The following is a 14,723-nucleotide window of genomic DNA, read 5'->3' on the forward strand; positions in this document are numbered from 1 at the left end:
GTTAGCGACCGATCTCGGCGGCCAGGGCTTGGCCCAGGTCGTGCCCGGACAGCCAGGCCCCCTCGATTCGTGGCGAACGGAAGGCATCGCCACACAGTGCAATGCCCCGGGCGCTGAGCCGGTAGCCGGGGCCCGAGATCGGTCCGGATGGCCTGGCATAGCGCCAGCGGTGAGCGCCGATGAGACGCGGCTTGGGTAGCGGCTGGGCGTAGAATGTCTCGAAGGCCGAGAATAGCCGCTCTGCTACCGTATCGGCATCGTCTTCCAGCCAGGCAGTGCTGGCCTCTGGGCTGGCGAGCAGGGTCAGACTTTCGTCCTGCGATTGGCGGCCGGGCTTGGTGTCGTTGCGGCTGATCATGGCCAGTGGGCCGATATTGACGAAGGCGGCCTGCCAGTCAGCATCGGCGCCGGGCAGTTCCGGCAGGGGCTCATCGAAGACCACGTGGCCAGCCCAGCAGGGTTTTTGCACGATGGCCAGGCAGTCGGCGGCCAGCGCCGGATCGTGGGGCGCGACCAGCGGCTCGGCCTGAGGCGTGGGCACCGTGACCACTACCCGGGCATAGGGGCCATGATCGCGGCCTGTGTCGTCGGCCAGCCACCAGCCGTCGGCTTTCTGGTGCAGGGCGGTAATGCGTGTCTGGACATGCAGATTGAGGCCTTCGGCCAGCGAACGTGTCAGGGCGCTCATGCGCGGCGCGGCGCTGTAGCGCGTTTGATCGTCATGGTGGGGCTGCCAGCCGTCGGCCTCTACCCGCCACAGTCGCTGCGGCCAGGGAGCCACCAGCCCGGCTTTGCGCCAGGCTTCGACTTGCTCGGAGAAGCGTGCTTCGCGGACGGTGAAATACTGAGCCCCCAGATCGACGACGGCGCCGGGCAGCCGACGGCTGGTCAGGCGGCCGCCTGGTCCACGTGCCTTGTCGAAGACCTCGCTTGAGATGTCGCGATCGGCGAGTACCTGAGCACAGGCGAGCCCCGATAGGCCGGCACCAATAATGGCGATGGAAGGGGTGGCAGTCATGAATCCTCCGGGAGACTGGCGTGGCTGGCGCTGCAGCAATTAGTTACTAGGTTAACAGAATCGTACAAACGCTGTATAACATTCAGTCTGTCCTGCGGCGGTCCGCCACCGCCTTCTGGTGCTGATGAAGGCAGCGAGTCCTGGCGTGGCAGGATCGTCATGAGCCACGCTTGTTGTCAGGCTCCTGTTCTCAGCCATCTGTCCACGGATTCTAGTTCTCAGGCGCTGTGGCAGCATCTTTCCTCGGGTTAGTTTGCCAAGGCAAGACGGTTCGACGTAGACGGGTATCACATTCGATTCAGCATTCTAGGAGGCAGCATGCGTATTCTGGTCACTGGTGGAACCGGCTTCGTCGGTAGGCCCCTGTGCCAACGCCTGGCCGAGGCGGGACACGACCTGCTGGTGGTGTCCCGGGATCCGGCCAGCGCGCGGGACCTGCTGCCGGCGGATGCGCGAGTCGCGGACTCGGTAATGGCATTCGCCGAGGCGCGGCCAGAGGCGATCATCAACCTCGCCGGCGAATCGATCGCCGGTAAGCGCTGGAGCGAGGCGCAGAAGACCCGGCTGGTGGACTCTCGCGTCGATATCACCCGGGAGCTGGTCAAGCTGTGCGGTCAGCTTGCCGAGGAGGGCGCGGCGCCGCGGGTGATGATCTCCGGCTCGGCAATGGGCTACTACGGCGACCAGGGCGACGCCCGGGTGACCGAGGACACCTCGCCGCACGATGAATTCGCCCACCGCCTATGCGAACGCTGGGAGCAGGAGGCCAAAGCAGCCGAGGCCCATGGCGTTCGGGTTGTACTGGTGCGCACCGGGCTGGTGCTCGAGAAAGACGGTGGCACCCTTGCGAAGATGCTCACGCCCTTCAAGCTGGGGCTGGGTGGCCCCTTCGGCAGTGGGCGTCAGTTCATGCCCTGGATCCATCGCGAGGACATGTTGCGGCTGCTCGAGTTTCTGCTCGAGCACGAGGAGCTTAGCGGCCCCTTCAATGCCTCGGCCCCCAAGCCCGAGACCAACGCCGCCTTTACCGCCACCCTGGCCCGGCACCTCAAGCGGCCGGCCTTCATGGCGGTGCCGGCCTGCGTGCTCAAGGTAGGCCTCGGCGACATGGCCAACCTGCTGCTGACCGGTGCCGACATGCGCCCGGCGCGCCTCGAGAACGCCGGCTTTCGCTTCGAGTACCCGACTCTCGATCAGGCGCTGACGGCGATCCTCGGGCGCTAGGCCTTTCACAGCCGGTGCGGCTATCTCCGCACCGGCATATCTCTTAGCACCAGCATCTCCCTTAGCACCAACATTTCCGTAAAACCCAGCGCGCCCGGCCAACTTGGCCGGGCGCGCTGGGTTCCATCGATGCCTTGGGGCTTGTCGCAGGCGGGCGCCCTTGTGGCGCGAGTGGTCAAAGCCCGTCAGCGCCGAGCTAGTCGGTGTCGATGGTGACGATCACCCGCACCGCATCCAGGCGCAGCCGGGTGCCTTCGATGGCGCTGTCCAGTGTGGCACGGGTATCGGCGAGGGCCTTCAGCTCATCCTCGCGTACCGCCGGGTTGTGACGGGATAGCGCCTTGAGGCGAGAAAGCTCGCCGTCCAGGGTCTCGCGCATGCGGGTCTGGGCGGCCTCGACGATGCTCGGCAGTTCCCGTTCGGCTTCCTGCTCGCCCTGGGTCAAGAGCTCTCGCAGCTGATCGTGGCGGTCCTTGATCAGGTCGCGGGCCACCGCTTTCTTGACCTTGGTTAGGTTCTTGGCGAGCCCACCGAAGGAGACCTTCGACGACAGGTTGTTGCCGGTTTCGTCGAGCAGTACGCGCACCGCGGTGGCCGGCAGGAAGCGGTTGATGTGCAGCTTCTTGGGCGCCGGGCAGTGGGTGCGGAAGACCAGCTCGGTCATCAGACGGCCGCCGGGAATCGCCGGGTGCTTGAGCAGGGCCAGCGCCGTGTTGCCCATGTTGCCATCGAGCTGACGGCCCATCATCTCGCGCACCAGGGGGTGCTCCCAGGACAGATGCTGAACGTCGTCCCGGGCCAGGGCTTTGCTGCGGGACAGGGTGGCCGAGAAGCCGTCTTCGCCCTTCACCAGCCCTGGCAGGCCGTCGAGCATCTGCGGGCTCGGCTGCAGGTGCACAACCTCGCCGCCGAGTTCCTGGCTGTCGACGCCGAAGATATCCAACGCCTGTTCCAGATAGCGGGGCAGCGCCTTGTCATCGTCAAGCTCGCGGATCGCCTCGATCACCTTGGCGGCGCGCGCCGGGCGGCAGGCGTTGTGCTCGAGCAGGCGGTTGCGACCGGCCTCGCGCTCCTTGAGCTTGGTCTCGAACAGCGCGCGGGTCTCGGTGATCAGCTCCTCGAGGCCTTCCTCGTCGAGCAGCGCCTCGGCCAGCTCGTCGCCGAAGGCGTCGAACAGCTCGCTGCCGATCCCGTGGGGGGCGCTGAAGGCGTCCATCCCTTCCCGATACCAGCGCAGCAGGCGGGCGCCGGGGCTCTGTTCGAAGACCGGCACATGCAGCTGGATGGTGTGCTGCTGGCCGATGCGATCCAGGCGGCCGATGCGCTGTTCGAGCTGATCAGGATGCTGGGGCAGGTCGAACATCACCAGGTGCCGGCAGAACTGGAAGTTGCGGCCCTCGGAGCCGATCTCCGAGCACACCAGCACCTGGCAGCCGTCTTCGGTGTCGGCGAAGGCGGCCGCGGCGCGGTCGCGCTCGACCAGAGTCAGGCCCTCGTGGAACACCGGTGCATGCACGCCGCCCAGCACCCGCAAGCCTTCGGCGAGCTCGAGGGCGGTGTCGCGGTCATGGGCGATGACCAGCATCTTGTCGTCGCCGACCTCGGTGAGTTGCTCGAGCAGCCATGTCACTCGGGGATCGAACTGCCACCAGGGCTCGGCGTTGAGCGGGTCTTCGCCCAGTGCCCGGTACATGGCGTCTGGATAGATCAGCACGTCCGGGTGATCGAGCCCGGTTTCGATCAACAGCTCGTCGAGGTAGTCCTCGTCGCGTTCGATTCGGCGCAGCACCCGGCGATAGGCCGAAGGCTGGGCGAGCTCGCTGACGTGCAGCTCGCGAGCCGGGAAACCGCCGACGTGACGGCGGCTGTTGCGGAACATCACCCGGCCGGTGCCATGGCGATCGAGCAGTTGCTCGGTGAGCTGGCGCCGGGCGGCCTCGCGCTGGGCGTCGTCGCTCTCCGGCTCGACCAGGGTATCGAGCAGGGCCTGGCTGTCGGCGTCGTCGATCACCGCGTCGATCCGCGCCCGGGCGGCGTCGCCCTCGGCTGCGGTGGCGGCGGGCAGCGTCTCCAGGGCATCGATGGCTTCGGCCACCTGCACGTAGCCGGCCTCCTCGGCCTTGAAGCGCTCGAGGTCCTGATAGCGGTCCGGGTCGAGCAGGCGCAGCCGTGCGAAGTGGCTCTCAAGGCCCATCTGCTCGGGGGTAGCAGTCAGCAGCAGCACGCCGTCGATGGTCCTCGACAGGCGCTCTACGCAGCTATAGCCGGGGCCCTGTTCGTCCGGGGTCCAGTCCAGGTGATGGGCCTCGTCGACGATCAGCATGTCCCATTCGCAGGCCTCGGCCTGGGCCTGGCGGTGCGGGTTGTTGAACAGCCACTGCTGGCTCGCCAGCACCAGTTGGCCGGTCTCGAAGGGATTGCCTTCACTGTGGGCCTGGCTCTGGTGCTCGTCGAGCAGGGTGACCTTGAGGGCGAAGCGGCGCAGCAACTCGACCAGCCACTGGTGCGTGAGGCTGTCCGGTACCAGGATAAGCGCACGTTCGGCGCGGCCGGTGAGCAGCAGCCGGTGCAGAATCAGGCCGGCTTCGATGGTCTTGCCCAGGCCCACTTCGTCGGCCAGCAGCACCCGGGGGGCGTGGCGGTTGGTGATCTCGTCGGCGATGTAGAGCTGGTGATCGATCAGGTCGACCTTGGGGCCGGCGAGACCCAGCGCCGGGTTCTGCTCGATGCGATTGTGGTGGTGCAGGGTGCGAAAGCGCAGGTTGAACCAGTCGTTGCGGTCGACCTGGCCGGTCAGCAGGCGGTCCCGGGCCTGGTCGAACTGCATGGTGTCGGCCAACTGGGCTTCGGGCAGTTCGCGCAGCTGGCCTTGGTCGTCCTCGCCGATATAGACGATCAGGCCGCGCTCTTCCTTGCTGTCGTCGACCAGCATCTGCCAGCCCTCGGCGGACTGGATGCGGTCGCCGCTGCCGAAGGCCACGCGGGTCAGGGGGGCCTGGCGCACGCTGTAGGTGCGTGTTTCCTCGCTGGCGGCAAACAGCACGGTGACGGTACGGAAATCGCAGTTCAGGACGGTGCCCAGGCCCAGCTCGGCTTCGCCGTCGCTGATCCAGCGCTGGCCGGGAGAAAATTCGCTCATGCTGCCTCGGATACTGAAAGGGTCGATGCGCACGCAGCCGGCACAAAGCGGCCGACGACGACAGGGCGCGGTATCTTACAGCAAAGCGGGGCGCGGCTTAAGTAGGCAAGGCGTCAGCCGGGAAGACGATGGCCGCATGTCAGTGACGTCATGCGGCCCTGGGGGTGAACGAGTGGGCAGAGCGAGCGTTCAGCGCGTCGTCCAGGCGTCGAGCTGGGCCCTGGTGAGTTCGCCCACATGACGTTCGATCAGCCGGCCATCGGCATCGAAGTAGAGGCTGGTGGGCAGTCCCGGCGACTCGGCGATCACGCCCAGGCGCTGCTGCGGGTCGAGCAGGGCCTGGTCGAAGCTGAGGTTGTTATCGTCCAGGTAGCGCACGACCTGAAGGAGCTCTTCCCCTTGATTGGCGGCGACCACGGTGATGTCATCGCGACTGGCCACCTCAGCGAGTAGCGGCATCTCGCGCAGGCAGGGCGGACACCAGGTGGCCCACAGATTGATCAGCACCGGCTGGCCGCTGAGCGACTCCAGTGCGATGGGCTCGCCGTCGAGATTCTCAAGCGTCAGCTCAGGCAGCCTTTGCAGGGTGGCGCTCGACCCCAGCGGATTCCATCCCACCAGTGCCAGCCACAGCACCGAGCAGCCGAGCAGCAGCGCCAGGCCGCCCAACATGCGCCCCATGTGGTCACGCAGCATCCAGGCCGTCCAGACGCTGGCGGCGGCGAGCCCCGCCAGGCCCAGGTAACCTGGCTGCCAGAACTTGAGGGCATCCAGCGGTGCTGTGGCGAAGCTGTCGAGGTGCGTGAGCACATGCCCCAGGCGCGCCGCGACCAGCCAACTGAGCAGCAGGCCATTGAACCAGCGGGTATGAGCGCGCCGCGGCAGGCCCAGCAGCACCAGGCTGAGGACCAGCAGAACAAGAGCCGCCGTCAGCGCATAGAGGCGCGGCAGCGAGATCAACAGCGGACCGAGGGCCAGGGCATCCATGTCGTCGGGCTCCGGTAAGTAGCGAAAAGACGTTAGCCTACTGCCTGGCCCGATGGCTGTCACGGAGAGGACGGCATGACCGGCAGCGGAAAGAGGCGCTGGCTCTTGGCGCAAGGGCAAGAATGGGACAGGATGGCCGCATCCATCTGCCGGAGGCTCCCCGATGCGCCACCTTGTCCCCTTGATTCTGATCTGCCTGCTTGGCCTGAGTGGCTGCTCCACACTTTCCTATTCGGTCAGCGAAGACACCCTGCAGCAAGAGCTGACGGCGGCCGTGGAAGGCTTCGACCGGGCTCAGCTCAAGGCCGGTTCGCCGCTGTCGCTGAAGCTTACGTCCACCGATCTTGCCGTCGGCCCGGACGGTCGCGACGTGGTGCGCATCGCGGTCGCCGGTCGCGTCGCCGTCAACGCCTTCGCTTCCAACCTGCCCGCCGATGTGTCGCTGAGTCTTGAGGGCATGCCCTACTACGACAACGATGAGGGGGCGATTTACCTGCGTCGCCTGACGCTGCTCGACAGCCGCATCGACGCGCCCTGGCTACCGGTGGATGTCGCCCCGATCACCGATATGGTGGTGCGCCTGGTCGCCCAGACCCTGGAGAGCGTGCCGGTGTATCGCCTGGACCCGGACGCCATGGGCTGGGGCTGGAAGGAGCGCCTGGCGTCGCGAGCCGTGACGCTGGATATCGAGCCCGGCAAGCTGGTGCTGAAGCCGGGGCTTTAGACGAGACGAGACAAAACTAGCCAGGCCAGCCGCCGCCCAGGCGACGGATTCGGCCGCCCGCATTGGGTATCATGAGGCGCTACGCGAGGGTGGCGCTTCATACGTGACTCTGATTTATCCACACCCCTCACACGACTCAAACGATCCACACCGGGAGCTTCCATGGCCAAGCCTGCCTTCGACATCCTGCGCGCTCTGGCAATAGCGAGTCAGGCCGTTGGTCTGATCGCCGTCATTACCCTGGAAACCGTGATGGGCGACGCCGCTCGCCCCTGGCAGGGCCTGACGCTTGGGCTGATGGTCGCCTCAGCACTGGCGCTGGCGGTGGCGAGGACCTATCGGCGCAATCGTCAGCGCAAGCAAGCGGATCGAGGCTGAGGGCGGCGCCCAGAGGGGCGTTTAGGCGCCCGCGGCGGCGGGCCGGATGCTCACCGGCGCACAACGCCGTGGGTCGATGGTGACCACTTGCAGATGATGCCCCTCGGGCAGTGGACAGCTCAGCACCCGCCAGGCACAGCCCGGGGAACTGCTGCCCTGGCTCTGGTAGAGGCGGGCGCCGCGGGCGGTCAGGCGTTTACACAGCGCTGGAAAGTCGGCGTCGGGCACTTCGAGGGTCATGCGTCGTGGTGGCGATGGCGTTTCGCTCATCACCAGCATCAGTACCTGGGTATGCCCTCGGGCATCGCTGCCCAGCTCGAAAACCGCCCCTGTTGGGGTAGCGATCAACAGCGGCAGCAACTCACCGAAGGCCAGCGTCAGCGCATCGAGATCGCGAACCCTGAGGGTTGCCTTGTCCAGGGATAGTCGCTGCATCGTGGCCACCTGATTGCCATGTCTATGCCGTGAGTGTTGCGTACGGCGAGGCGCCATGCCGCTGAATTGTCGCTATGCGTGCGAGTGGTTGGGCCTATCGAGACGCAAAAAAGGGCGGTGGCTCATGGCCACCGCCCCTTTTTATCTCGTCTACATCTTATCTATGTCGCTGCCGCCCCTCGTGATCAGTCCCAGTCGGGCGCGAAGTCGGGGTTGGCGATGCGCTCACCCCGGTCGAGCGTCGCGATCTCGTCGAGCTCGTCGTTGCTCAGGGTGATCTTCAGCGCCTCGATGTTGCTCTTGAGGTGATCGGCCTTGGTAGACGACGGGAAGGTCACGATATCCAGCGCCTGAAGCCAGGCCAGGGTGACCTGTGCCGGGGTGGCGTCATGGTTCGCGGCGATGCGCTTGAGGGTCTCGTCCTCCATCACCTTGCCGACGGCCAGCGGCATGAAGGCGGTGACCGCGATATCGTGACGCTTGCAGTGCTCCACCAGCGCGCGGTTCTGCAGGAAGGGGTGGACCTCAATCTGGTTGGTCAGCAGTGCGCCTTCGCCGAGGATATCCACTGCCTGGTCGATCTGCGCCATGGTGAAGTTGGACACGCCGATATGACGGGTCTTGCCGGCCTTCTGTACCTCGCGCAGAGCGGTGAGGTAATCGCGCATCGGCACCTCATCGTTCGGCGACGGCCAGTGGATCAGCAGCAGGTCGACGTAATCGGTGCCGAGCTTGTCCAGGCTCTCGTCGACGCTCTTCTTGAGAGCATCGGGAGTGAGCGTGTCGTGCCAGACCTTGGTGGTCAGGAAAATCTCGTCACGCGGCACCGAGCTCTCGGCGATCGCCTGGCCGACCTCGGCCTCGTTGCCGTACATCTGGGCGGTATCGATATGGCGATAGCCCAGTTCCAGGGCGTTGCTGACGGCGCTCTTGAGGGTATCGCCCTTAAGACGGAAGGTGCCGAGCCCGGGATTGGGAATAGCGGTGTGCTGAGTCATGCAACCTCCGTAACAGTGATGAAGATTCGGGCTTGGCGAGTACCTCTCGCCATGCTCGATAGCTGACTAATAAATCTTGGGATCATCCCGCCGGATTCAAGGGCGGGATGAGACGCGTCGATGACGGCGCGTGGCGACTCAGAGGCCGAGAGCCTCGAGCAGCACCTTGGCCACTGGCTCGGAGGAGGGCGGGTTCTGGCCAGTGATCAGACGGCCATCCCGGCGAGTGTAGGGAGTGAAGTCGTCGGCCTTGGAGTAAATGCCGCCGCAGCCGATCAGCGCATCCTCGACTAGTTGCGGAACGATCTCGGTCAGGCCTACGGCGTCTTCCTCGCCATTAGTGAACCCGGTGACCTCGCGGCCCTTAACCAGCGGCGCGCCTGACTCATCGCGTGCGTTGAGCAGCACGATGGGCGCATGGCAGACCGCCGCTACCGGCTTCTGCTGAGCCCAGAAGGTCTCGATCAGGCGGATCGAATCTTTATTGTCGACCAGGTCCCACAGCGGGCCGTGGCCGCCCGGATAGAAGATGGCGTCGAAGTCGTCGGCCTTCATGTCTGACAGGCGGTGCGTGCTGGCCAGCTTGGCGTTGGCCGCATCGTCCTGCTTGAAGCGACGGGTTGCGTCGGTCTGGCTGTCTTCCGCGTCACTGGTGGGGTCCAGCGGCGGCTGGCCGCCCAGGGGGGATGCCAGGGTCACCTCGGCGCCGGCATCCAGGCAGGCATAGTAGGGTGCCGCCAGCTCTTCGAGCCAGAAGCCGGTCTTCTTGCCGGTATCGCCGAGACGGTCGTGAGAGGTCAGTACCATCAGAATACGTTTGCTCATGTGAGGCTCCTGGTGATGGCTTGGAAAACGGTAACAAGTGATGCCTTGCCGCCCTTGGCGGCGAATTAATGATAGCCATCCTAGAGGCACAGGCTGTATTCGAGAACTGATGAATACTGACACAAGATATGCGGTATGTGCATATGCTGAACGGGAACCTGGTCCAGCGTGTGCGTCTGCTCGTGAAGTGCTCTTGAAGGTGGGCCGACTTTACAGCCTCGCCCTGTTGCGGTTGCTGCGAGCCTTGCCAAGCCAGAGCGCCAGCAGGGTCAAGGCCAGGCCGACAAGCATCAGCGCCCAGAGGACCAGCAGCGGTATCTCGAGTCCGCCCAGCGGTCCATCCCGGTAGCTGCCGTGCCATAGCGCACCCTGAACCAGCCAGAAGCCCAGGGCGCCGATCAGTGACTGGTGCAGATGGCGTATCAGCACGAACCCCCAGGCCAGGCTCCAGCCAATGGCGGCCACCAGCGGACCGGCCGCCAGCCAGCCCAGGCCCTGTGCCTGCCAGGTGAGGCCCGCGCCCAGCGACAGCCCGGAGATCAGCGCGGCGAGCGCCAGTGAGATCAGACACTCCCTGAGCCAGGCCGGCTGAGGTGAGGCGGTTGCGGTGGTCGCTGTCGAGGACGCCGTGGCTGTCGAGGACGCCGTGGCTGTCGAGGAAACGTCGGTTGTCGAGAGAGCAAAGGGACGTGGAGCCATGAATCACCTGCCAATGAGCGGATTCCAGAGATTACCCCTACAGGGTCCCCATGAGTATGGCAACGTCAGAGCAGTGATGGGGTCTCAAGCGCAAGCGCGAGGGTGGCTGTCGGATCGCCATGGGTGAGATACACTCGAAGAGCGCCACCCCGTTGCGGGGTGGTCGGCAAATACGGCAAAACGCTCGTTGGCAAGACAACAATTCCCTTAAAAGGAGCCGAGATGCAGCCGCTTAGCTATTACTACGTCAATGTACTGGAAGCGATGGAGAAGCCCTGCGACGTTCCCGCCGCAGAGCGCCAGGAAGGCTTCGACCTGCTCTATCAGCAGGGCGGGCGAGTGGAGATCGACCTCATGCAGCAGGCCGAAGAGGCCCTGGCCCAGGGCACGCCCTTCCACTGGCACGAGGCGATCGACGCCGAGCAGCAGGCCAAGCTGCGCCGCGCTCTCGAGGATCAGGACCCGGCCAAGATTCACAAGCTTCTCCACCGCAACGGCTATGCCAGCATCCTCTATCACCACGCCCGCACCCACTTCCCCGCGGTGCCCGGCGCTGCCTGACGGCTCCCGCGTCCGCTGAAGGGCGCTAACGGGGCTTCACATCGAACGTAAAAAAGAGACCGCCTCGGCGGTCTCTTTTTATGTGCGAGCAAGGTTGGCCGGACGGTCGCTTGGCAGCCTCACTTCTGAGCTTAGGGGCCGGGCTCAGGCCGGCCCGACGATGTGCTTGACCTCGAGATAGCCGGCAAGTCCCCAGGGGCCCAGCTCGCGACCGATGCCGCTGATACCGAAGCCGCCCCAGCCGGTCTCGGGCAGCACCAGCTGCTCGGTATTGAACCAGATGCTGCCGGCCTTGAGGGCGCGGCCGACGCGCTTGGCGCGCTCGGCGTCGCCGCTGATCACGGTGGCGGCGAGGCCAAACGCCGAGTCGTTGGCGAGCGCAATCGCCTCTTCTTCGCTTGCCACGCTCCTTGAGCACAGCACCGGGCCGAAGATTTCCTCGCGCCACAGGCGACTATCGGTAGGCACGTCGCGATACAGCGTCGGTGCCAGGAAGTAGCCCTGACCCGGCAGGGTGCGATGGCGGGCATCGCGGACGGCCTCGAGCCCTTCGCGTTCGGCCAGCGCCAGATAGGACTGCACGGCATCGCGTTGACGGGCGCTGGTCATCGGGCCCATGTCGATGGCCTCATCCAGCGGGTTGCCCAGCGTCAGCGCATCGATACGCTCGCAAAGGGCGGCATACAGCGATTCGCTGATCGCTTCATGGACGATCAGTCGCGAGGTGGCCGAGCAGATCTGGCCGCTGTTGAAGAAGATGCCGGCCATCACCCAGTCGGCGGCCTGCGAGACGTCGGCATCGTCGAGCACCAGGATCGGCGACTTGCCACCGAGCTCCAGCGAGACGCCGCGTGCGCCCCGGGCGGCGGCCTGCATGACCTTCTCGCCGACTGCGTTGCTGCCGGTGAAGGAGAGCTTGTCGATGCCGGGATGCTGGGTCAGGGGGATCCCGATGCCGTCGCCGTCACCGTTCAGCAGGTTGAGCACGCCGGCGGGCAGGCCGATCTCGAGGGCGATCTCGGCCAGGGCCAGCTCGGGCAGCGGCGTGACTTCCGACGGCTTGAAGACTGCGGTGCAGCCGGCGGCCAGCGCCGGGGCGAGCTTCCAGGCGCTGGTCACCAGCGGGAAGTTCCAGGGCGCGATCAGGCCGACCACGCCAGCGGGGTCTTCATAGCAGCGGGCTTCGACGCCGGCCATGGCGTGTTCCACCAGGCGTCCCTGCCGGGCCTCCAGGGCGCGAGCCTGACCGGCATAGTAGCGGTAGCAGGCGATGGCATCGTCCAGGTCGATGCCGGCTTCCATCAGCGCCTTGCCGTTGTTGGTGGACGAGAGCCTGATCAGCGCCTCGCGGCGTGCGCTCAGGGCCTCGGCAAAGGCGTCCAGGTAGTCTCCGCGTGCATCACCGCCAAGGACTTCCCAGGCCGGCTGCGCCTGGCGAGCCGCGCTGACGGCGGCCTCGACATCGGCCGCATCACCGGCGGTGACCTCGGCGATCACCTCTTCGCGAAACGGGTCCATGACGGCCAGTCGGCGCTGCCCGTGACTGGCCACCCAATGATTATTGATGAACTGCTGGTCGAGCTTTTGCATGACGCGCTCCGTCATAGGTAGAGATGTCATAGGTCGTGATGGGCAAGCCAGTCGTCGATCATGGTGTTCAGGCGCTCACCCGAAAAACTCGGGAAGTGGCCGCCGTGAACGACGCGGGCCGGCAGGGCGCGCAGGCGCCGCATGCTGGCGGCATAGTCATCGAGGTTGCTGTGCCAGGCGTCCTCGATCAGCGGGCCGTCATAGACCAGGTCACCAGAGATCAGGGTGGCGCTGGCGGCTTCCCAAAGCGCGATGCCGCCGGGCGAGTGGCCCGGCGTGTGAATCACCTCGAAGCGCCGGTCGCCCAGATCGATGACGTCGCCGTCTTCGAGGTGGGCGATCTTGGGCGGTACGGGGATGCGGTAGCCGCTGTGCGCATAGGGCGACGGGGGCAGGGCATCGAACATCTCGTCATTCAGAAACGCGTCGGCCAGGGTGCGGGCATTGTCCGGCGCGGCGAGGATGTCGGCCTCGGCGGCATGCACGTGGCAGCAGTCGAACTCGCTGGCCGCCCCGATATGATCGAAGTGGGTGTGGCTGGCCACGCCGACTAGGTCGCGTTCGGCGAGCAGAGCAACATGCCGGCGCAGGGGGACGGCGCCCAGGCCGAAGTCAACCAGCAGGTCGCGATCGCGTCCGCGCACATGCCAGAGATTGCAGCGGAAGAACGGCTTGATCCATGGCTCGTCGATCAGCGTGATGCCATCACTCAGGCGCTGGGTGCGATACCACTGATCCGGCGCGATGCGCTCGAGGTGTGACGTTGCTGAACTCATGCTTCGACCCTTTGCTGGCGCTTGGTCAGCTTGCTGACGACGAAGTAGAGCGCCCCGGTCAGCACGAACACCGGCAATGAGGCGCCGAAGCTCAGCGGCGAGACCCAGTTCCAGTAGTAGGCGAGCACCGCCCCGACCACGTAACAACCGAGCGCCTGCGGATTGATCGCCGGCAGGGTCGCGGCGTCAGTGATCAGGTGCTTGGGCGTGTAGCGCTCGCGGCCGACCAGGAAGTAGTCGACGATCATCAGCGAGAAGGCCGGGATAAAGACGCTGCCGATGATCAGCAGGAAGGTCTGGAACTGGTCGAGGATGCCCGGAATCAGCGAGCCCAGTACCGAGATGACGCCGATGATGAGGGCCGGCTTCCAGAAGGGGCTGTGGGTGCGCACGCTCATGTACGACAGGGTCGCGCTGTAGACGCACATCACGTTGGTGGTCAGCACCGAGAAGAAGATCACCAAAGCGGCGGGCAGCCCGAAGCCGAAGCTGCTCAGCAGCTGGGTCGGGTCATAGGTCTGCGGGAAACCGATCGAGACCGACAGGGCCGAGACCGTGGCACCGAGGCCCATGGCGATCAGGGTGGCCGTGACATAGCCGCTCCAGGTGCCGAGTACCGCGGCCTTGGGCGAGCGGCAGTGGCGGTTGTAGTCGGCGGCCAGCGGAATCCACGAAAAGGCGGTGGCGATGATGATATCGAAGGCCACGCCGGCACCGAGGGCGCCCGTCGCTTCCATGTCGGTGATCGAGGGCAGGTCGTAGTTGCTTGCCAGGGCGAAGACCACCACCCCGGACAGCACCAGCATCAGCACGGCGGCGAGCTTTTCGGCCTTCTCGATGCCCAGGTGACCGCGCAGGGTGATCATCACTACCAATGCCTCGCAGAGCACCGTGAACAGCGCGACGTTGGAATAGCCGGTCAGGCTGGACACCGCATAGTCGAGGCTCATGCCGGCCAGCAGCGCCTGGATCCAGCTCCAGGCGACCAGCGCGAACAGATTGACCCAGGCGGGGAACATCGCCCCCAGGCGCCCGAAGGTGCCGCGCGCCAGCACCATGGTGGTCATGCCGGTCTGTTGGCCCATCAGGCCGATCAGTACCAGCGGAATGATGCCGACCGCGGAGCCGATCAGCACCAGCAGCATGGCATGCAGGAAGCTCAGGTTAGGCACCAGCAGCATGCCGGTCAGGATGGTGGTGACCACCACGTTGGCACCCAGCCACAGGGCGAAGGTGCCAGGCATGCCCAGGCTGCGTTCGACGTTATCGGCGGACAGGGTGTCCTGGCCGAAGGGAGACGAGGATTGGCTCATTGTTGTTTTCCTTATCGAGGGATGGGATGAAGGGATGGTGCGGGATGTTTCGATGC

At 65.6% G+C, this 14,723-nt stretch carries 14 protein-coding genes; 4 read left to right on the top strand and 10 right to left on the bottom strand.

Annotated features, from left to right (window positions below; genetic code table 11):
- Nucleotide 1: 1 nt before the first annotated feature.
- On the bottom strand, nucleotides 2-1,018 hold the full coding sequence (locus tag Q2K57_RS08970; protein ID WP_304524875.1) for an NAD(P)/FAD-dependent oxidoreductase: 1,017 nt from the start codon (nucleotides 1,016-1,018) through the stop codon (nucleotides 2-4).
- A 318-nt stretch (nucleotides 1,019-1,336) separates the two neighbouring features.
- Between Q2K57_RS08970 and Q2K57_RS08975 the strand changes: the two genes are divergently transcribed.
- A complete protein-coding gene (locus Q2K57_RS08975; RefSeq protein WP_304524876.1) occupies nucleotides 1,337-2,242 on the top strand; it encodes a TIGR01777 family oxidoreductase in 906 nt (301 codons plus the stop codon).
- 196 nt (nucleotides 2,243-2,438) lie between these two features.
- Here Q2K57_RS08975 and rapA read toward each other — a convergent pair whose 3' ends face one another.
- Together rapA and Q2K57_RS08985 are read right to left on the bottom strand one after the other, a co-directional pair.
- A complete protein-coding gene (rapA, locus tag Q2K57_RS08980; protein WP_304524877.1) occupies nucleotides 2,439-5,381 on the bottom strand; it encodes an RNA polymerase-associated protein RapA in 2,943 nt (980 codons plus the stop codon).
- A 189-nt stretch (nucleotides 5,382-5,570) separates the two neighbouring features.
- Nucleotides 5,571-6,368 carry a TlpA disulfide reductase family protein gene (locus tag Q2K57_RS08985; protein ID WP_304524878.1) on the bottom strand — a complete coding sequence of 266 codons (798 nt, stop codon included), beginning with the start codon at nucleotides 6,366-6,368 and terminating at the stop codon, nucleotides 5,571-5,573.
- Between the two features lie 163 nt (nucleotides 6,369-6,531).
- Between Q2K57_RS08985 and Q2K57_RS08990 the strand changes: the two genes are divergently transcribed.
- Together Q2K57_RS08990 and Q2K57_RS08995 are read left to right on the top strand one after the other, a co-directional pair.
- Entirely contained in the window at nucleotides 6,532-7,092 is a 561-nt protein-coding gene (locus tag Q2K57_RS08990; RefSeq protein ID WP_112056047.1) for a DUF1439 domain-containing protein, read from the top strand.
- A 162-nt stretch (nucleotides 7,093-7,254) separates the two neighbouring features.
- Entirely contained in the window at nucleotides 7,255-7,470 is a 216-nt protein-coding gene (locus Q2K57_RS08995; protein WP_112056048.1) for a hypothetical protein, read from the top strand.
- 21 nt (nucleotides 7,471-7,491) lie between these two features.
- Here Q2K57_RS08995 and Q2K57_RS09000 read toward each other — a convergent pair whose 3' ends face one another.
- The 4 genes from Q2K57_RS09000 to Q2K57_RS09015 form a co-directional block, all read right to left on the bottom strand.
- The gene (locus Q2K57_RS09000) at nucleotides 7,492-7,905 is read right to left on the bottom strand and encodes a hypothetical protein (RefSeq protein ID WP_112056049.1); all 414 of its coding nucleotides are present in this window, start codon (nucleotides 7,903-7,905) and stop codon (nucleotides 7,492-7,494) included.
- 185 nt (nucleotides 7,906-8,090) lie between these two features.
- Complete coding sequence (gene dkgB / locus Q2K57_RS09005) at nucleotides 8,091-8,903, bottom strand: 2,5-didehydrogluconate reductase DkgB (RefSeq protein ID WP_304524879.1); 813 nt, start codon at nucleotides 8,901-8,903, stop codon at nucleotides 8,091-8,093.
- A 138-nt stretch (nucleotides 8,904-9,041) separates the two neighbouring features.
- Nucleotides 9,042-9,728, bottom strand: a complete 687-nt coding sequence (locus tag Q2K57_RS09010; protein ID WP_304524880.1) for a type 1 glutamine amidotransferase domain-containing protein — start codon at nucleotides 9,726-9,728, stop codon at nucleotides 9,042-9,044.
- A gap of 210 nt (nucleotides 9,729-9,938) precedes the next feature.
- Nucleotides 9,939-10,427: a hypothetical protein gene (locus tag Q2K57_RS09015; protein WP_304524881.1), complete on the bottom strand. Its 489-nt coding sequence runs from the start codon at nucleotides 10,425-10,427 to the stop codon at nucleotides 9,939-9,941.
- Between the two features lie 222 nt (nucleotides 10,428-10,649).
- On the opposite strand from Q2K57_RS09015, the gene Q2K57_RS09020 reads away from it, so the two are divergent.
- Nucleotides 10,650-10,988 carry a hypothetical protein gene (locus Q2K57_RS09020; RefSeq protein ID WP_304524882.1) on the top strand — a complete coding sequence of 113 codons (339 nt, stop codon included), beginning with the start codon at nucleotides 10,650-10,652 and terminating at the stop codon, nucleotides 10,986-10,988.
- Nucleotides 10,989-11,132: 144 nt separating this feature from the next.
- Here the strand turns inward: Q2K57_RS09020 and Q2K57_RS09025 are convergent, their stop codons facing one another.
- From Q2K57_RS09025 to Q2K57_RS09035, 3 genes are read right to left on the bottom strand one after another with little or no spacing between them, the layout of a single operon-like run.
- Nucleotides 11,133-12,578, bottom strand: a complete 1,446-nt coding sequence (locus tag Q2K57_RS09025; RefSeq protein WP_304524883.1) for an aldehyde dehydrogenase family protein — start codon at nucleotides 12,576-12,578, stop codon at nucleotides 11,133-11,135.
- A 26-nt stretch (nucleotides 12,579-12,604) separates the two neighbouring features.
- On the bottom strand, nucleotides 12,605-13,354 hold the full coding sequence (locus tag Q2K57_RS09030; protein ID WP_304524884.1) for an MBL fold metallo-hydrolase: 750 nt from the start codon (nucleotides 13,352-13,354) through the stop codon (nucleotides 12,605-12,607).
- On the bottom strand, nucleotides 13,351-14,667 hold the full coding sequence (locus Q2K57_RS09035; protein WP_304524885.1) for a cytosine permease: 1,317 nt from the start codon (nucleotides 14,665-14,667) through the stop codon (nucleotides 13,351-13,353). The genes Q2K57_RS09030 and Q2K57_RS09035 overlap by 4 nt, the downstream gene beginning before the upstream one ends.
- Between the last annotated feature and the right edge of the window lie 56 nt (nucleotides 14,668-14,723).

The organism is Halomonas sp. I5-271120 (genome assembly GCF_030553075.1).
Taxonomy (GTDB): domain Bacteria; phylum Pseudomonadota; class Gammaproteobacteria; order Pseudomonadales; family Halomonadaceae; genus Onishia; species Onishia taeanensis_A.